This is a genomic window from Hydrogenophaga sp. (genome assembly GCF_051858985.1).
Classification (GTDB): domain Bacteria; phylum Pseudomonadota; class Gammaproteobacteria; order Burkholderiales; family Burkholderiaceae_C; genus Hydrogenophaga.
Genome location: NZ_JBHYGM010000001.1, coordinates 738,795 through 755,983, shown reverse-complemented (window position 1 = coordinate 755,983; position 17,189 = coordinate 738,795). Strand labels below are relative to the sequence as shown.

Annotated in this window: 19 protein-coding genes; 7 read left to right on the top strand and 12 right to left on the bottom strand. The window is 63.8% G+C overall.

Annotation, left to right across the window (positions count from 1 at the left end):
- The first annotated feature begins 256 nt into the window (after positions 1 to 256).
- The 4 genes from rplU to proB all read left to right on the top strand — a co-directional run bounded on the left by rplU (position 257) and on the right by proB (position 3,262).
- Positions 257 to 568, top strand: a complete 312-nt coding sequence (rplU, locus tag ACTIEY_RS03670) for a 50S ribosomal protein L21 (RefSeq protein WP_439518267.1) — start codon at positions 257 to 259, stop codon at positions 566 to 568.
- A gap of 13 nt (positions 569 to 581) precedes the next feature.
- Entirely contained in the window at positions 582 to 839 is a 258-nt protein-coding gene (gene rpmA, locus ACTIEY_RS03665) for a 50S ribosomal protein L27 (protein ID WP_428288247.1), read from the top strand.
- A 142-nt stretch (positions 840 to 981) separates the two neighbouring features.
- A complete protein-coding gene (gene cgtA, locus ACTIEY_RS03660) occupies positions 982 to 2,055 on the top strand; it encodes an Obg family GTPase CgtA (protein WP_439517736.1) in 1,074 nt (357 codons plus the stop codon).
- Positions 2,056 to 2,113: 58 nt separating this feature from the next.
- Positions 2,114 to 3,262, top strand: a complete 1,149-nt coding sequence (proB, locus tag ACTIEY_RS03655) for a glutamate 5-kinase (protein WP_439518266.1) — start codon at positions 2,114 to 2,116, stop codon at positions 3,260 to 3,262.
- Between the two features lie 25 nt (positions 3,263 to 3,287).
- Here proB and ACTIEY_RS03650 read toward each other — a convergent pair whose 3' ends face one another.
- On the bottom strand, positions 3,288 to 3,824 hold the full coding sequence (locus ACTIEY_RS03650) for a CNP1-like family protein (protein WP_439517735.1): 537 nt from the start codon (positions 3,822 to 3,824) through the stop codon (positions 3,288 to 3,290).
- The gene (locus tag ACTIEY_RS03645) at positions 3,821 to 4,462 is read right to left on the bottom strand and encodes an RNA pyrophosphohydrolase (protein WP_439517734.1); all 642 of its coding nucleotides are present in this window, start codon (positions 4,460 to 4,462) and stop codon (positions 3,821 to 3,823) included. Before ACTIEY_RS03645 ends, ACTIEY_RS03650 begins: the two co-directional genes overlap by 4 nt.
- A 179-nt stretch (positions 4,463 to 4,641) precedes the next feature.
- On the opposite strand from ACTIEY_RS03645, the gene ACTIEY_RS03640 reads away from it, so the two are divergent.
- The gene (locus ACTIEY_RS03640) at positions 4,642 to 6,387 is read left to right on the top strand and encodes a proline--tRNA ligase (protein WP_439517733.1); all 1,746 of its coding nucleotides are present in this window, start codon (positions 4,642 to 4,644) and stop codon (positions 6,385 to 6,387) included.
- On the top strand, positions 6,384 to 7,013 hold the full coding sequence (locus ACTIEY_RS03635) for a lytic transglycosylase domain-containing protein (protein WP_439517732.1): 630 nt from the start codon (positions 6,384 to 6,386) through the stop codon (positions 7,011 to 7,013). Before ACTIEY_RS03640 ends, ACTIEY_RS03635 begins: the two co-directional genes overlap by 4 nt.
- Here the strand turns inward: ACTIEY_RS03635 and ACTIEY_RS03630 are convergent, their stop codons facing one another.
- From ACTIEY_RS03630 to hemA, 5 genes are all read right to left on the bottom strand, one after another.
- Entirely contained in the window at positions 7,014 to 8,018 is a 1,005-nt protein-coding gene (locus ACTIEY_RS03630) for an AAA family ATPase (protein ID WP_439517731.1), read from the bottom strand.
- A gap of 181 nt (positions 8,019 to 8,199) precedes the next feature.
- Positions 8,200 to 8,523: a Grx4 family monothiol glutaredoxin gene (gene grxD, locus ACTIEY_RS03625; RefSeq protein ID WP_439517730.1), complete on the bottom strand. Its 324-nt coding sequence runs from the start codon at positions 8,521 to 8,523 to the stop codon at positions 8,200 to 8,202.
- Positions 8,524 to 8,575: 52 nt separating this feature from the next.
- Positions 8,576 to 9,409 carry a peptide chain release factor N(5)-glutamine methyltransferase gene (prmC, locus tag ACTIEY_RS03620; RefSeq protein WP_439517729.1) on the bottom strand — a complete coding sequence of 278 codons (834 nt, stop codon included), beginning with the start codon at positions 9,407 to 9,409 and terminating at the stop codon, positions 8,576 to 8,578.
- On the bottom strand, positions 9,406 to 10,494 hold the full coding sequence (gene prfA, locus ACTIEY_RS03615) for a peptide chain release factor 1 (RefSeq protein ID WP_439517728.1): 1,089 nt from the start codon (positions 10,492 to 10,494) through the stop codon (positions 9,406 to 9,408). Before prfA ends, prmC begins: the two co-directional genes overlap by 4 nt.
- A gap of 71 nt (positions 10,495 to 10,565) precedes the next feature.
- Positions 10,566 to 11,864, bottom strand: a complete 1,299-nt coding sequence (gene hemA / locus ACTIEY_RS03610; protein ID WP_439517727.1) for a glutamyl-tRNA reductase — start codon at positions 11,862 to 11,864, stop codon at positions 10,566 to 10,568.
- 48 nt (positions 11,865 to 11,912) lie between these two features.
- Here hemA and ACTIEY_RS03605 point away from each other — a divergent pair, with 48 nt between their 5' ends.
- Positions 11,913 to 12,182 carry a hypothetical protein gene (locus tag ACTIEY_RS03605; RefSeq protein WP_439517726.1) on the top strand — a complete coding sequence of 90 codons (270 nt, stop codon included), beginning with the start codon at positions 11,913 to 11,915 and terminating at the stop codon, positions 12,180 to 12,182.
- 15 nt (positions 12,183 to 12,197) lie between these two features.
- On the opposite strand, the gene ugpQ is transcribed toward ACTIEY_RS03605, so the two are convergent.
- The 5 genes from ugpQ to ugpB form a co-directional block, all read right to left on the bottom strand.
- Complete coding sequence (gene ugpQ / locus ACTIEY_RS03600) at positions 12,198 to 12,929, bottom strand: glycerophosphodiester phosphodiesterase (RefSeq protein WP_439517725.1); 732 nt, start codon at positions 12,927 to 12,929, stop codon at positions 12,198 to 12,200.
- Positions 12,926 to 13,930, bottom strand: a complete 1,005-nt coding sequence (locus ACTIEY_RS03595) for a sn-glycerol-3-phosphate import ATP-binding protein UgpC (RefSeq protein ID WP_439517724.1) — start codon at positions 13,928 to 13,930, stop codon at positions 12,926 to 12,928. The genes ugpQ and ACTIEY_RS03595 overlap by 4 nt, the downstream gene beginning before the upstream one ends.
- A 19-nt stretch (positions 13,931 to 13,949) precedes the next feature.
- Positions 13,950 to 14,804, bottom strand: coding sequence for a sn-glycerol-3-phosphate ABC transporter permease UgpE (gene ugpE, locus ACTIEY_RS03590; protein ID WP_439517723.1), 855 nt, complete (start codon positions 14,802 to 14,804; stop codon positions 13,950 to 13,952).
- Positions 14,804 to 15,685 (bottom strand): sn-glycerol-3-phosphate ABC transporter permease UgpA, encoded by an 882-nt coding sequence (gene ugpA, locus ACTIEY_RS03585; RefSeq protein WP_439517722.1) that lies wholly within the window; start codon positions 15,683 to 15,685, stop codon positions 14,804 to 14,806. The genes ugpE and ugpA overlap by 1 nt, the downstream gene beginning before the upstream one ends.
- Before the next feature lie 107 nt (positions 15,686 to 15,792).
- Complete coding sequence (gene ugpB, locus ACTIEY_RS03580) at positions 15,793 to 17,112, bottom strand: sn-glycerol-3-phosphate ABC transporter substrate-binding protein UgpB (RefSeq protein WP_439517721.1); 1,320 nt, start codon at positions 17,110 to 17,112, stop codon at positions 15,793 to 15,795.
- Positions 17,113 to 17,189: the final 77 nt, after the last annotated feature.

Below are 17,189 nucleotides of genomic sequence, written 5' to 3'. Positions count from 1 at the left end.
GGGCTGGATCAGTTCCAGAAGCGTTCGAGTCGGGGTGGATGTGGTCACGTGGTCGCCGTTCGCGGGTGGGTCACGAACGGCCTCGGATTATAGGAAGGGTGGTAAAGGCGTCGCAGATGCCATTTGCGCGAATATCGCCATACGCGAGGCCTGACGGGTGGACTAGCCAGCGTGTAATGGCACATGCTAAAATCCCGAGTTCAGTGGAATTTGGTCCGCTGGATTTCCATTCGTGGATTTTTTACAAGAGGTTCATATGTACGCGGTCATAAAAACCGGCGGCAAACAGTATCGTGTTGCTGCTGGCGAAAAAATCAAAGTAGAACAGATTGCTGCGGATGTGGGCCAAGAGATCGTGTTTGACCAGGTTCTGGCTGTCGGCAACGGCACCGAGATCAAGGTAGGCACTCCCTTGGTTTCCGGCGCAACGGTCACGGTCACGGTGTTGGTCCATGGCAGGCACGACAAGGTGCACATCTTCAAGATGCGCCGTCGCAAGCACTACCAGAAGCGCCAGGGTCACCGTCAGAATTTCACCGAACTGCAGGTCTCGTCGATCGCAGCCTGAGGAGTAAGTCAACATGGCACAGAAAAAAGGCGGCGGCTCAACGCGAAACGGGCGCGATTCCAAGCCCAAGATGCTGGGTGTGAAGGCCTTCGGCGGCGAGCTGGTCACAGCCGGTTCGATCATCGTGCGTCAGCGCGGCACCAAGTTCCACCCCGGCCTCAATGTGGGTTTGGGCAAGGACCATACGATCTTTGCGACGGCCGACGGCCACGTCACGTTTGCCGTCAAGGGCGAACTGAACCGCCACGTCGTCAGCATCACGCCGGTCTGACCGGTTGCCGCAGGCGCAGCCCGATTGCAGAATCCGGGCAGCGTGTGGGGCTCAGGTGATATGTCGAATGCAGAAGGCCCGCTCATGCGGGCTTTTTGTTTTTGGGTTCGTGGAGTCAGTTTTCCTTCCTTGAGGGCGTGTCATGAAATTTGTGGATGAAGCCACGATCGATGTCGCTGCGGGCGATGGCGGCAATGGCTGCGCCTCGTTCCGGCACGAAAAGTACAAGGAATTCGGCGGTCCGGACGGGGGCGATGGGGGCCGGGGAGGGCATGTGTATGCGCTGGCAGATGCGAGCCTGAACACGCTGGTCGACTTCCGTTTCACCCGCCGTTTCGAGGCCCACCGCGGCGAACATGGCAAAGGGTCGGACATGTTTGGCGTGAAGGGCGATGACATCGTGCTGAAGATGCCTGTGGGCACCATCATTGCTGATGCCGAAACCGGCGAGGTATTGCACGAATTGCTGCAGCCTGGTGAGCAGGTGACGATCGCCAAAGGTGGTGATGGCGGCTTCGGCAACATGCACTACAAGAGTTCGACCAATCGCGCGCCGCGGCAGAAGACGCCCGGTTGGCCAGGCGAGAAACGCAGCTTGAAGCTCGAGCTCAAGGTGCTGGCCGATGTGGGTTTGCTGGGCATGCCCAACGCCGGCAAGTCGACCTTGATTTCAGCCATTTCGAACGCCCGGCCGAAAATTGCCGATTACCCATTCACCACACTGCATCCCAATCTTGGTGTGGTGCGCGTCGCAGCGGAGAAGAGCTTCGTCGTCGCCGATGTCCCGGGGCTGATCGAGGGCGCGTCGGAAGGCGCGGGCCTTGGTCACCAATTCTTGCGACATCTGCAGCGCACACGACTGTTGCTGCATCTCGTGGATGTCGCGCCGTTCGATGAAGGCGTGGATCCGGTGGTGCAGGCCAAGGCGATCGCGGCCGAACTCAAAAAGTTCGACCAGGCCTTGTACGACAAGCCACGCTGGCTGGTGCTCAACAAGGTGGACATGTTGCCTGCCGAAGAGCGCGAACAGCGCATCCAGGGCATCGTGAAACGCCTCAAGTACAAGGGACCCGTGTTCGAAATCTCCGCGCTGACCCGAGAAGGGTGTGAGCTGCTTGTTCAGAAGGTGTACCAGCACATTGCGAAGGTGCACACGGACTCGCTTCCTCCGGTGGACATCGACCCGCGCTTCGCCGACGCATCCAAAGCGCCCTGATCACGAATCCCTTCGACCGATGGACCTAGCTTCCCACATGCTGCAGACCGATGTTTCGATGAACGCCCTGGGCCTGACGCCCGCCGCTGTCTTTCAGTCAGCGCGCCGGATCGTCATCAAGGTCGGCTCCAGCCTTGTCACCAACGAGGGCCGGGGCCTGGACGAGGAAGCCATCGGCCAGTGGAGCGAGCAACTGGCGGCGCTGGTCCAGCAAGGCCGCGAGGTCATCATGGTGAGCAGCGGTGCCATTGCCGAAGGCATGAAGCGCCTGGGCTGGAGCACACGTCCGCGCGAAGTGAACGAACTGCAAGCCGCGGCCGCCGTCGGTCAGATGGGGCTGGTGCAGATGTACGAAAGCAAGCTCAGTGCTTGTGGCGTGGGCAGCGCACAGGTGCTGCTCACCCACGCTGACCTGGCGGATCGGGAACGCTATCTCAATGCGCGTTCGACCCTCCTCACGCTCCTGCAGCTGGGTGTGGTGCCGGTGATCAATGAGAACGACACCGTGGTCAACGACGAGATCAAGTTCGGAGACAACGACACGCTGGGTGCGCTGGTGGCCAACCTGGTGGAAGCGGATGTGCTCGTGATCCTTACGGACCAGAAAGGTCTCTACACAGCCGACCCCAGGCGCGACCCCGCAGCGCAGTTCGTGCACGTGGCTCGCGCCGGCGATCCGAAGCTGGAGGCGATGGCCGGAGGCGCGGGCAGCGGCATCGGCAAGGGAGGCATGATCACCAAGATCCTCGCTGCGAAAAGGGCAGCCGGCTCTGGCGCCTCCACCGTGATTGCCTGGGGGCGAGAACCACGTGTGCTGTTGCGCCTGGTGGCTGGCGAAGCGATCGGCACCTGCCTTGTGGCACAGACAGCGAAGAATCAGGCGCGCAAGCGCTGGATATCTGACCACCTCCAGCTTCGCGGCGCGGTGGTGGTCGACGACGGCGCGGTGGGCAAGATCGTGAGTGAAGGCAAGAGCCTGCTTCCGATCGGCATGACGGCCGTGTCCGGCGATTTTTCGCGCGGGGATGTGATCGCCGTTCACGATGTTCGCGGTCAGGAGGTGGCGCGCGGTCTGGCCAACTACGCCAGTTCGGAAGCGCGGCTGATCTGTCGCAAATCATCGGCCGATTTTGAGCGCCTGCTCGGCTACGCCGCCGAGCCCGAGATGATCCACCGCGACAACCTGGTGCTGGCAGCCCGGTCTTGATCCGACGACCGGGCGGCGCCAGTCGTCAGCGCTGCAGGTATCTGCCGGTCTTGAGCGTCGCCAGCATCTTTCGCGGCGTGCCATTGACGGCGTTCCCGTTGCACAAGCCTTCCATCGCCAGAATGGTGGCGGGTCGTGTAGCCCCATCCAGAGCCAACGGCTTCCATTCTGCTTTTTGGGGTGTGTTCCAGGCGGATCGGTTGTTGTCCCAGCGTGCGTACGTTTTCACTTGCGCCGACTGGCAACGGATCCCCTCATACAGCACGTTCAGTGCGCCGCTGGAGCTGCGGGCCACCATGACATACCGAACCACCCGGTCTTCGCCCACGGTCAAGGTCTCGGGGTCGATACCGTAGGTCAACGAGGATGAAGGCGAGACGGTGAAGCTTTGCAACCGGTCGACGCTGAACGTCTTGGGTGCCGGCGTGGCCATCTCCTGCCAGGCCGCTTCGTCATCGACGGCCAAGGCAAGGCCTGCCGCATTCAGGCTGAAGAGCGCACACAGGGAGGCACGGGCCAATGCCGACTTGCGGGTCGGCAGGCGGGATTGGGAAGTGGTCATTTGGGTTCGATGGGCGCAGAACGGGTGTCGTTCTGCGGGTCGGGGTCGAAGCTGGCGCCCGGCGGCAACTCCAGCCCATGGGGAGAGAGCGATGCGTTCGCGTTCGCCTGGCCGTCCTCGTTTCGATGGCGCACGCCGCCACGAAGGTAGCGGTTGCGATTTTCGGTCTTGGGCAGGTAGCGCGAGAGTTCAGTGAGCGCCAGTTCGTACACGCCTCGTTTGAACTCGACGACCACATCCAGCGGCACCCAGTAGTCGTGCCAGCGCCACGCGTCGAACTCAGGATGGCTCGTGGCACGAAGGTTCAGGTTCCAGTCCTGCGCCACCAGGCGCAACAGGTACCAGATCTGCTTCTGACCCTTGTAGTGGCCGCGCGCGTCGCGGCGAATGAAGCGGTCCGGCACTTCGTAGCGCAACCAGTCCCGCGTGCGGGCGACGATGCTCACGTGTTCGGGCATGAGCCCCACTTCTTCGTGCAGTTCGCGGTACATCGCCTGTTCGGGAGTTTCCCCCCGATCGATGCCACCCTGCGGAAACTGCCAGGAGTGGGAACGGATCCGTTTGCCCCAGAACACCTGGTTTCGCTGGTTGAGCAGAATGATGCCGACATTGGGCCTGAAGCCTTCTCTGTCAAGCATAATCAACCCCAAATTTTTAAACTGTGTTCATTATGCATCGCTGCGTGCGACTTGCGAAGTGACCACACACCCGTTGCCCCGCTGGAGCGTGCGGACGGTTCCCGCCGGGGGCCGCGCGGTGCGCCCGAACCCCCAGATCGACTCCCACTTCCTGCCGTTGGCAGAACCCTGGTGCCTCCATGAAAGCCTCGCAGTTCTTCATCTCCACCCTCAAGGAAGCTCCCGCAGATGCGGAGGTGGTCAGTCATCAGCTGATGACGCGCGCCGGCATGATCAAGAAGCTCGGCGCCGGCATCTACAGCTACATGCCGATGGGCCTGCGCGTGATTCAAAAGGTGGAAGCGATCGTGCGCGAGGAGATGAACCGGGCTGGCGCGGTCGAGCTCACCATGCCGGTGATCCAGCCCGCCGAGCTGTGGCAGGAGACCGGCCGCTTCGAGAAGATGGGGCCGGAACTGTTGCGCATCCAGGACCGACATGAACGCAATTTTGTGGTTCAGCCCACCAGCGAGGAGGTGGTCACCGACATTGCGCGGCAGGAGCTTCGCAGCTACAAGCAGTTGCCGAAGAACTTCTACCAGATCCAGACCAAGTTCCGAGATGAGCGGCGCCCGCGTTTCGGCCTCATGCGCGGCCGCGAATTCATCATGAAGGACGCCTACAGCTTCGACCGCGACGGAGAAGCCGCGCAGGCGAGCTATCAGGTGATGGCCGCCGCGTACCGCCGCATCTTTGACCGCTTCGGTCTGCGCTATCGCGCTGTCGCAGCCGACAGTGGCGCGATCGGGGGCGACCTGTCCGAGGAGTTCCAGGTGATCGCCGCCACCGGCGAGGACGCCATCGTCTACTGCCCGGGTAGCGAGTACGCCGCCAACATGGAGAAAGCCGAGGCGCTGGCGCCGGCGGGACCCCGGCCGGGGTCCGTCAATCCGATGGTGAAGACGCCCACGCCTGGCAAGAGCACCTGCGCCGACGTCGCCACGTTGCTCGGCGTGCCGCTGGCCACCACGGTCAAGTCGTTGGTGCTCGCCACGGACGAGCTCAACGAGGCCGGCGAAGTCTCGCAGAGTCAGGTTTGGTTGCTGCTGCTGCGCGGCGACCACGACATGAACGAGGTGAAGGTGGCCAAAGTGCCGGGCCTGGAGGCCGGGTTCCGTTTCGCTTCCGTTCCCGAGATTGAAGCGCATTTCGGGTGCAAGCCCGGCTACCTGGGCCCGATCGGCCTGAAGAAGCCGGTCAAGCTGGTGGTGGACCGCGAGGTGGCGGTGCTGGCCGACTGGATCTGTGGTGCCAACGAGCCGGATTTCCACATGACCGGCGTGAACTGGGGTCGCGACCTGCCTGAGCCTGCCCTGGTGGCAGACGTGCGAAATGTGGTCGAGGGCGATGCATCGCCGGATGGAAAGGGCCCGCTTGCCATCGAGCGCGGCATCGAGGTGGGCCATGTGTTCTACCTCGGCACCAAGTACAGCAAGGCCATGAACGCGACTTTCCTCGGTGAGGATGGCAAGCCGGCCTTTTTCGAGATGGGGTGTTACGGCATCGGCATCACGCGTCTGCCGGCCGCTGCCATCGAGCAGAACCACGACGAACGCGGCATCATCTGGCCGGACGCACTGGCACCGTTCACGCTGGTGATCTGCCCCATCGGCATGGACCGCAGCGCGGAGGTGAAGCAGGCCGCCGAGCGGCTGCACGACGAACTGATGGCTGCGGGAGTGGACGTGATCCTGGACGATCGCGGTGAGCGCCCGGGCGCCATGTTCGCCGACTGGGAACTGATCGGCGTGCCGCATCGCGTGACCATCGGCGAGCGCGGCCTGAAGGCGGGACAGGTGGAGTACCAGCACCGCCGGGACAGCGCAGCCACCCAGGTCAACACGCCCGAGCTGCTTGTTTTTCTCCAGGGCAAACTGAAGGCATGAACCTGGCAAGCTGGTCGCGGCGGGACTGCCTGATCGGCGTCGCCTCGCTGGGCCTGGCAGGCTGGCCGGGTCTGGCGGCGGCGGGCGGTCAACTCGAAGAGCCGCTGGCCGACTCCGTGCGGGGGGCGCTGAGTGCCGCGATCGCCAACAACGCGCCGCCTGTGCCGGATTTCACCGATCCTGTGAGGCGACTGGCCTACTTGCGCTGGCTCGGGGCCATGAGCGATCGCCTCTATCGACGCAAGACCGATTTTCAGACCCGCATCGAATTCCTGCAGACCGTCTGGTACGAGTCGAAGCGCGCCGGACTCGACACCACCATGGTGCTCGGGCTGATCCAGGTGGAGAGCGCGTTTCGCAAGTTTGCGATTTCACGCGTGGGCGCTCGAGGCTACATGCAGATCATGCCGTTCTGGTCGCGGCTGATCGGCGACGGCGAGGTGGGGCGCCTGTTCAACATGCAGACCAACCTGCGCTTTGGGTGCGTCATCCTGCGCCATTACCTGGACCGCGAACGGGGCGATACCTTCATGGCGCTGGGCCGGTACAACGGCAGCCGGGGACGCGCCGAGTACCCCAACGCGGTGTATGCCGCGGCGAAGAACTGGGCCCACCCGGATGCGTAACTACTGCACGAAGCCGATGCGCGTTTTGCCCGAGCCTTGCCTGGGCAGGTCGTCGGCCTCCAGGCCGTAGCGGTTGTCTAGGCGCGCATTGCCAAACGCGGTCACCAGGGCGCGGCGCATCTCGCGAGGTGCCAGTGTGGCGAGGGCGTCGAGCACGTCGTCGGCAGGTTCAGGATCAAAGCGCTGGCCCCAGTCGTGCTCGCCCCGGATGCTGCGGTAGAGGTGGGCCGCGATCTTTCGCGCGGCATCGGGTGATGGTGGCGCGATCTCGAACACGTTCATGCGGTTGAGGATGGGCTCGGGAATGCTGCGTTCGTGATTGGCCGTGGTCACCCAGATCACCTGACTGGCGTCGATCGGGACCTCCGCGAACTCGTCCACGAAGTTCTGCGCCGTGTCGTGTTCGAGCAGGCTGTACAGCGCGCCCAGGGGGTCGTACTGCGCGTCGGCACTGGCCTTGTCGATCTCGTCCACCACGATCACGGGGTTGGCGTACTGACCGTCCACCAATGCCTCGAACACTTTGCCCGGCTTGGCACCCTTCCATTGGGAAGACGACCCCGACAGCAGCCAGCCTGCGGTCATGGAACTCATGGGAACCAGGCTCATGCTCGTGCCCAGCAGGTCGGCGAGCTGGCGCGCGAAGTGCGTTTTCCCCACGCCGGGCGGGCCCAGCAGAAGAATGGGCGTCACCTCCAGACTGTCGCTGCTGTCCTGGCTGAGTGCCACATGGCGCTTCACGTCGTCGAGCACCTCACCAAAATTGGGCAGTAAGTCGTAGAGCGGCGCCATGTCGGGCACACCGGAGGGCTTGACCGCAAAGCGCTGGGGGCCGCGCTCGAGCATGCGTTGCCAGGTGTTGCGCAGGCCCTCGTAGTCGCGCTCGTTGCCGCTGGCCTGCAGGTGGGCCAGCTTGCGCTCGACGTCGTCGGCACTGAACACGCTGCGCATCTGGGCGATGGGCAGACCGAGGGAGGGTGAAGCGACCAGGCTGCGAGAGCTCATGCGGTTCTCCTGTGGGGTTCGGTGACGAATTCATTCAAGCACAAGACGTGCCTGCGCTCAATGCAGAAATGCCACTGTTGTTGCCCTCAATCCATAGGACTGCCGCTGGCTGTGTGAAAAGCCGCAACTTGAGACCAGAAAAAAGCCACCCGAAGGTGGCTGTCGTGCGGTGCAGAAACAGTCAGGCTTGTCCGTTGATCACCTGCTGCAGTTCGCCCGACTGGTACATCTCCATCATGATGTCCGAGCCGCCAACGAACTCACCCTTCACGTAGAGCTGGGGGATGGTGGGCCAGTTGCTGTATTCCTTGATGCCCTGGCGAATGCCGTCGTCCTCGAGGACGTTGACGGTCTTGAGGGTCTTGGTTTCAACGCCGCAGGCCTTCAGGATCTGGATCGCGCGGCCCGAAAAGCCGCACATGGGAAAGCTCGCGCTGCCTTTCATGAACAGCACGATGTCATTGGTCTTGACCAGTTGGTCGATGCGGTCTTGTGCGTCGCTCATGGTGGAGTGTCCTTTTGCAAATGGTTCGGGCAACACCCGGGAACGTCTCGCATTATCGCCGTGCGGGCCATTGCCCGCCGGTGCAGCGTTCGATGCCCGCGAGGTCGGTGCGGCTGCTGACGTGGGTGAAACCTGCGTTCTCCAGCAGCAGGCGCACGGCAGCTGCCTGGTCGTGGCCATGCTCCAGCAGCAGCCAGCCACCCGGGTTGAGTGTGCTCGGCGCGGCCGCCACCAACGTGCGGATGTCCAGGAGGCCGTCCTCGCCTGAAGTCAATGCCTGAACTGGCTCGTGGCTCAGCGCTGGCAGGTGCGGGTCGCCCGTGGCGATGTACGGCGGATTGCTGACGATGACGTCGAAATACCGACCCGGGACAGCGGCCAGCCAGTTGCCGAGATGGAAGTCCACCGTGATCCCCAGGCGCCGGGCGTTGGCGGTGGCCACTTCCAATGCCGGCGCGCTGGCATCTGTGGCGGTGACCCTCAACGCCGGGCGGGTGGCCTTGAGTGCCAGGGCAAGGGCGCCGCTGCCCGTGCCGAGGTCCAGCACACTCGCGGTGGACGGCATGCCATCCGTCACCTCCAGCGCCCATTGCACCAGGGCTTCGCTGTCGGCGCGCGGCACCAGCACCCTGGCGTCGATCTCGAGCGTCAGGCCGAAAAACTCCTGTTCGCCCAGCAGATAGGCCATGGGTTCGCCCTGCAGGCGACGCTGCGCCAGCGCGTTCAGGACCATGCCGGCTTCCGGGGCCACCCCGTCGCCCTCATGTGCCATCAGCCAGGCGCGGTCGTGCGGATCGCGTCCAAGGGCCGTCAGCAGCAGCATCTGCGCATCGAGCCGCTCCAGCCCCTGGCGCCGCAGCTCCCTGAGGGTGTCGCCCAGTGTCATGTGCCGTTGCGCTGTTCCAGCTCAGCCAGCAGCTCGGTGCCGCGCGCCACCTGCAGCGCGTGGATCACATCGTCCAGATCGCCTTCCATCACCTGCAGCACCTTGTACAGCGTGAGGTTGATGCGATGGTCCGTCAGCCGACCCTGTGGGAAGTTGTACGTGCGGATGCGGTCGCTTCGGTCACCGCTTCCGATAAGCCCCTTGCGGGTGGCAGCCTCGGCGGCCGCACGCTCGCTGCGGTCCTTCTCCTGCAGTCGTGCGGTGAGCACCTGCAACGCCTTGGCCTTGTTGCTGTGCTGGGAGCGCCCGTCCTGGCACTCGGCGGTGATGCCGGTGGGCAGGTGTGTCACCCGCACGGCCGAATCCGTCTTGTTGATGTGCTGGCCACCGGCGCCGCTGGCGCGGTAGGTGTCGATCCGCAGTTCGCTCGGGTTGAGTTGCACCGCTTGTGTCTCATCGGGCTCGGGCATCACCGCCACGGTGGCCGCACTGGTGTGGATGCGACCCTGCGTTTCCGTTGCGGGCACGCGTTGCACGCGGTGCCCGCCGGACTCGAAGCGCAAGCGCCCATATGCGCCAGGCCCGGCGATGCGCAGCACCACTTCCTTGTAGCCGCCCAGTTCGCTGGGCGATTCGCTCACGATTTCGACTTGCCAGCGTTGCCGTTCGGCATAGCGTGTGTACAGCCGGGCCAGGTCGCCGGCGAACAGCGCGGATTCATCGCCACCAGTGCCGGCGCGAATTTCCACGAAGGCGTTGCGCTCGTCGTCGGGGTCCTTGGGCAGCAACAGTTGCTGCAATTCGTCGTCCAGACGGTCCAGGTCGGCTTCTACGCTCTTGATTTCTTCCTGGGCCATCTCGGCCATGTCGGCATCGCCCAGCATGTCTTTCGCCGAAGCGGCATCGGCTTCCCGCTGCAGGTAGCGGTTGAACACGTCGACGACGGTGGAAGCTTCCGCGTGTTCGCGGCTCAACGAGCGAAAGCGTTCCATGTCGTCGACGACGTCGGGTGCGGACAACAACGCGTCGAGTTCATGCAGCCGTGCGCGCTGACGCAGCAAGGTATCGCGGACAAAATTTTTCATGGGAGGGAAGGATGATCCAGCCCCGCCAGCGCAAACCTTCGCCTGCACGGGCCCGATGCTGGAGCCACCAGCTAGGGTTGCGTGTCGCGCGGGATTCGGGAGGGCTCGTCGCGCAGGAACAAGCGGGAGACGGTCTGCGCAGTGGCGGCCCGCGCCGCGCTGTCACCTGTGTGCAGTTCGGCCAGGGTGCCGTGCAGCATCTTCTGCGTGAGCCCGCGGGAGAGTGCTTCCAGCACGGCTTCCACCGATTCCCCTTTGGCCAGCAGTCTTCGCGCACGGGCCATCTCCACCGCCCGCCATTCGTCCGCCTGGGCGTTGATCTGCTGGATGAGCGGAACCACACCGTGGGCGGGGTCGCGCTGCTCCATCCAGTTCATGAAACTCAGCACACCCGCATCGATGATGGCTTCGGCCTGAGCCACTGCAGCCTGGCGGTGGTCCTTGCCAGTCTGCACCACGGTGGCGAGGTCGTCCACGGTGTACAGATAAACGTCCGACAGCGCCTTGACCTCGGGCTCGATGTCGCGCGGCACCGCCAGATCGACCATGAACATCGGGCGGTGGCGCCGCTTCTTCAAAGCGCGTTCCACGGCGCCCAGGCCGATGATGGGCAGCGTGCTGGCGGTGCAGCTGATCACGGCGTCGAATTCGTGCAGGCGGTCGGGCACATCGGCCAGGCGCATCACCTGGGCGCCGAAACGGATCGCCAGCTTTTCACCGCGTTCCAGCGTGCGGTTGGCGATCGCCATGCTTTTGGGCGTGCGGGCTGCGAAATGGGTGGCAGCCAGTTCGATCATTTCCCCTGCGCCGACGAACAGCACCTTGATGTCGCGCAGGTCCTCGAACAGCTGAGAAGCCAGGCGCACGGCGGCGGCGGTCATGCTGATGGAGTGCGCGCCGATTTCGGTGGAGCTGCGCACTTCCTTGGCCACGGCGAATGAGCGCTGGAACAGCTGGTGCAGCGTGGTTCCCAGGGCGCCGGCATCGCTGGCAGCGCGCACCGCGTCCTTCATCTGGCCAAGAATCTGCGCTTCGCCCAGCACCATGCTGTCCAGGCCACTGGCCACGCGAAAAGCATGGCGTGCGGCGTGGTCGTCGCGAAGCACGTAGGCGTGGTCGCGCAGCACATGGCTGCTCACGCCGCCAGTCTGAGCCAGCCAATCCAGTGTGGGATCCACTGCCGACTGATCCCCGGCTCCGTAGAGCTCGGTGCGGTTGCAAGTGGAGAGCAAGGTGGCCTCGGGCTGGCGCGCCAGACTCTGCCGATACCCATGCAGGGTAGGCTGGATCTGGTCGATGGCAAAGGCGAAACGGCCTCTCAGATCGAGCGGAGCCGTGTTGTGATTGATGCCGAGGGCCCAGACAGACATGCGCTGATTATAAAATTGAACCCTTATGCATGTCACTGTCAACTTGAAATGACACCTCTGGAGTTTTTGGGGCACCTGGCGGGCTTCGTGGCGCCCGCGCTGGTGGTGGCGGTGATCCTTTGGGGCGTGCCCCGGCTTCGTCGAGCCGGGCGCATGGCACCTGGCGCCCGGCTGGAAGCCTTCATGTTGCTGGTGGCGGGCATCGCGGTGCTCGTGGGCGGCCTCGTGTTCTTCGGGCGAGACGGCAAGATCGCCACTTATGCCGCACTGGTGGTGGTGCAGGGCACGCTGGCCTGGTGGCTTCACCGTCGCCGCTGACCGGCGGCGCCGGACTCAGTCGATCGGCGCGAACAGGTCGAGGCGGTCGGTGATGATGCCGTCGAGCCCCAGAGCCAGCAGACGTTGCACAGCCCAGTCGTCGTTGACCGTGTAGGCCAGCGTCTTGAGGCCTGCATCCCGGGCCTGTGCCACGGTCGCGGCATCCCATAGAGCGTGGTTGCACACCAGTGCCACGCAGCCCAGCTGACCGGCGGCCTGCAGCCAGCCATCCCAGAGCGTGTCGAGCAGCAGCCCACGGGGCAGATCGGGGGCTGCGTCCCTGGCCCCTTGAAGCGCTTCGGGCTGGAAGGACGTGAGAAACGGGGTGTGTTCGGGGTCGTTGGCCCAGAGCCGGGCGGCCTCCAGCGCTACCGCACGTCCGGTCTGCGCTTCCATGCCGGGCGTGGGCTTGATTTCAATGTTCAACCAGTGGCCCTGCGCCTGGCAGTGGCGGGCCACAGCCTCCAGCGTCGCCAGGGGTTCGCCTGCGAACGCGCGCGAATGCCAGCCGCCGGCGTCGAGCCGGCTCAAATCGCTCCATGCCAGGTTGCCCGCCACGCCCTGGCCGTTGGTGGTGCGCTCCAGCGTGGCGTCGTGCAACAGGAACACCACGCCGTCGGCGCTGAGCTTGGCGTCGCATTCGTACATGCGGTAGCCGTGCCGGGCGCCCAGCCGGAACGCGGCCAGGGTGTTTTCAGGCGCCAGCTTTCCCGCGCCGCGGTGGGCGATCCACCGGGGGTACTTCACAGGCGCTGGCCGGTTTCGGCGTTGAACCAGTGCATCCGGTCTTCACGCGGCTTGGCGTGGATGGTGCTGCCGATGGCCGGCGCGCCCTGGTCCTCGTGGGTGCGGATGATGAGTTGTTCGCCGTCCAGGCGCGCATGGACCAGCCGCTCGGCGCCCAGGAGTTCCACGGTTTCCACCTGCAGAGACCAGCCTTCGGTGCCGATGTCCAGGTGCTCCGGCCGGACGCCGAGGATGCTGCCGGGGCGACCACCCGGGGCATTCTTCAGCAGGTTCATGGGCGGTGAGCCGATGAAGCTGGCGACAAAGGTGGTGGCCGGGCGGGAGTAGACCTCCTCGGGCGTGCCGAACTGTTCCATGCGCCCGGCGTTCATCACGATCATCCGTTCGGCCAGTGTCATGGCCTCGACCTGGTCGTGCGTGACGAACAGCGATGTGATGCCGAGCTCACGGTGCAGCTTCTGGATCTCCAGCCGCGTCTGGGCGCGCAGCTTGGCGTCCAGGTTGGACAGCGGCTCGTCAAACAGGAACACCTGCGGCTGGCGCACGATGGCGCGGCCCATGGCCACGCGCTGGCGCTGGCCACCGGAGAGTTCACGGGGCTTGCGGGCCAGCAGATGACCCAGCTCCAGAATGCCGGCGGCCTTGTCCACGCGCTGCTTGATCTCGGCGATGGGCACTTTCGCGATCTTCAGGCCGTAGGCCATGTTGTCGAAGACGGTCATGTGCGGATACAGCGCGTAGTTCTGGAACACCATGGCGATGTCGCGCTCGGCCGGTTCCAGCTGGTTGACCACGCGATCGCCAATGCAGATGTCCCCACCGCTGATTTCTTCCAGCCCGGCGACCATGCGCAGCAAGGTGGACTTGCCGCAGCCAGAAGGGCCGACGATGACGATGAATTCGCCGTCGGTGATCTCGGCATTCACGCCGTGGATCACCTGCAACTCGGTCTTGCCGGTGCGGTAGCGTTTGACGACGTTGCGCAGGGAAATGGAGGCCATGTTGTTCTCGGTCTTTCGCTTACTTCTCGGTGTCTACCAGGCCCTTGACGAACCACTTCTGCATGAGGATGACCACAATGGCCGGCGGAAGCATGGCGAGGATCGCCGTGGCCATGAGCACGTTCCACTCGGTGTAGGACTCTCCGGAGACCAGGCGCTTGATGCCGAGCACGATGGGGTACATCTCCTCGCTGGTGGTCACCAGCAGCGGCCAGAGGTACTGGTTCCACCCATAGATGAACTGGATGACAAACAAGGCTGCGATGCTGGTGCGTGAGAGAGGAAGCAGCACGTCCCAGAAGAAGCGCATGGGACCTGCGCCATCCATGCGCGCGGCTTCGACCAGTTCGTCAGGCACCGTCAGGAAGAACTGTCTGAACAGGAAGGTGGCGGTGGCCGAGGCGATGAGCGGAATCGTGAGTCCCGCGTAGGAATTGAGCATGCCCAGGTCGCTCACCACCTTGTAGGTGGGCCCGATGCGCACCTCCACCGGGAGCATCAGGGTCACGAAAATCATCCAGAACACCAGATTGCGCATCGGAAACCGGAAGTACACGATGGCAAAGGCCGACAGCAGCGAGATGGCGATTTTCCCGAGGGCAATGACCAACGCCATGATCAGGCTGGTGCCCATCATGGGCAAGGCGGCGGGCAACGTGCTGCCCATTTCCGTTTCGCCTCCGAAAAGGGCCACCTTGTACGTCTGCAGGAAATTGTTGCCTGGCAGCAGCGACATGGGGACCGACGACGCGATCTGTGCCGACGATTGCGTGGAAGCCACCAGCGTCACATAGACCGGAAAGGCCACGATGGCCACGCCGAGGATGAGGATGAAATGGGACAGGAAAGTCAGTCCGGGGCGTCGTTCGATCATCAGTACTGCACCTTTTTCTCGACGAAACGGAACTGGATCACGGTCAGCGTGATGACGATCGTCATCAGGACCACGGACTGCGCGGCCGAGCCCCCCAGGTCGAGGGCCTTGAAACCGTCGTAATACACCTTGTAGACCAGAATGGACGTGGACTTGCCAGGACCTCCTTGCGTGGCCGCGTCGATGATCGCGAACGTGTCGAAGAACGCGTAGACGATGTTGATCACCAGCAGGAAGAAGGTGGTGGGCGAAAGCAGGGGGAACACGATGGTCGCGAAACGCCGCCAGAACCCGGCGCCGTCGATGGCCGCTGCCTCGATGAGAGACTTGGGAATCGACTGCAGACCGGCCAGGAAAAACAGGAAGTTGTAGGAGATCTGCTTCCAGACCGCCGCCATCACGATGAGTCCCATGGCGTCGGTCGGGTCCAGCAGGTGATTCCATTCATACCCCAGCGCCCGCAGAAGGTAGGAAACGGTGCCAAAAGGCGTGGCAAACATGAACAGCCAGAGCACGCCAGCCACGACAGGCGCGACTGCATAGGGCCAGATCAGCAGCGTCCTGTAGGCGCCCGATCCCTTGATCACGCGATCTGCCATGAGCGCCAGCAACAGCGCCACAGCCAGCCCGACGGTCGCGACCAGGACGGAGAAGATTGCGGTGGTGTTGAACGAGGCGATGTAGGTCTCGTCTTCCCACAACCGGCGAAAGTTCTGCATGCCCACGAATTCCGTGGCCATTCCGAACGCGTCTTCCTGAAGCACGCTCTGGTAAAGCGCCTGTGCAGCCGGCCAGAAAAAGAAGATCAGGACCACCGCCATCTGCGGGGCCACCAGTGCCCACGGCAACCAGCTCGAACGGAAGCGGACGCGTTTTTCCATGAAGGCTCGTGAGTGCGGACGATGTGCGCGAGGCTACAACAAAAACCGCCCCGACCGGGTCGCGCCGGTGCGGGGCGGGCAGGGCGCCAGCGGCGCCCACAGGTTCATCACTTGCCTTTGTTGGCGGCTTCGAAGCGCGACAGTTGCTCGTTGCCGCGACGCACGGCGTCGTCCAGTGCCTGCTTGGGCGCTTTGCGACCCGACCAGACCTGTTCCAGTTCTTCGTCGTTGATGGTCCGGATCTGCACGAAATTGCCCAGGCGGATACCGCGCGACTTGTCGGTGGTCTTGCGGATCATCTGCGTCACCGAGACGTCGGTGCCCGGGTTCTGCTTGTAGAAGCCGCTCTTGTCGGTGAGTTCGAAGGACGCGATGGTGACCGGCAGGTAACCTGTGCGCTGGTGACTCTTGGCCGCTTCCTCAGGCTTGGACAGGTGCGCGAAGAACTGGGCCACGCCCTTGTACTCGTCGGCCTTCTTGCCGGACATCACCCACAGGCTGGCACCGCCGATCACGGTGTTCTGCGGTGCGCCGGACACATCAGGGTAGTAGGGCAGGGTGCCGATGCCGCCGACGAACTTGCTGTTGCGCTTGACGTTGCCGTAGAGCGCTGATGAGCCGGTGATCATGGCGCATTCGCCGGAGACGAAGGTCGAGTCAGCCGCATTGCCGCGACCTTTGTAGACGAACAGCCCGGTCTTGGCCATGTTGGCCAGGTTCTCGATGTGGCGCACGTGCAGGGGGCCATTGAAGTTCAAGCGCGCGTCGATGCCGCGCATGCCGTTGCCCTTGGTGGCGAACTCGATGTTGTGCCAGGCGGCGAAGCTCTCCAGCTGCGTCCAGCTCACCCAACTGGTGGTGAAAGGGCACTTGTGGCCGGAGGCCTTGAGCTTGCCCGCGGCCAGCGCCACTTCGGGCCAGGTCTTGGGTGGGTTTTCAGCGTCCAGACCTGCCGCCTTGAAGGCGTCCTTGTTGTAGTGGAACACGGGGGTCGAGCTGTTGAACGGGAAGCTCAGCATCTGTCCATTGGGCGCCGTGTAGTAGCCCGACACCGCCGGCACATAGGCCGCTGGGTCAAACTTCACGCCCGCGTCGTTCATGATCTTGCCAACCGGCACGATCGCGCCGCCGCTGGCCATCATCGTGGCGGTGCCCACTTCGAACACCTGAAGGATGTGAGGAGCGTTGCCCGCCCGGAATGCCGCGATGGCCGCGGTCATCGACTCGTCGTAGCTGCCCTTGAAGGTGGGCACCACTTTGTATTGGGTCTGCGAGCCATTGAAATCCTTGGCAAGGTCGTTCACCCATTCACCCAGGGCGCCGCCCATGGAGTGCCACCACTGGATTTCAGTCTGGGCGTGGGCCGGGCCGCTCAGCAGGGCGGCGAGCGCCAGGGCGCCGGACAGGGGAAGAAGTCGCTTGTGCATGAATGCTCCTAAGAGGGTGTCGGGAACGGGGTAGCGTATGGGTCTTGTGTGACAGAACGATTGCAACGGGGTTTCCT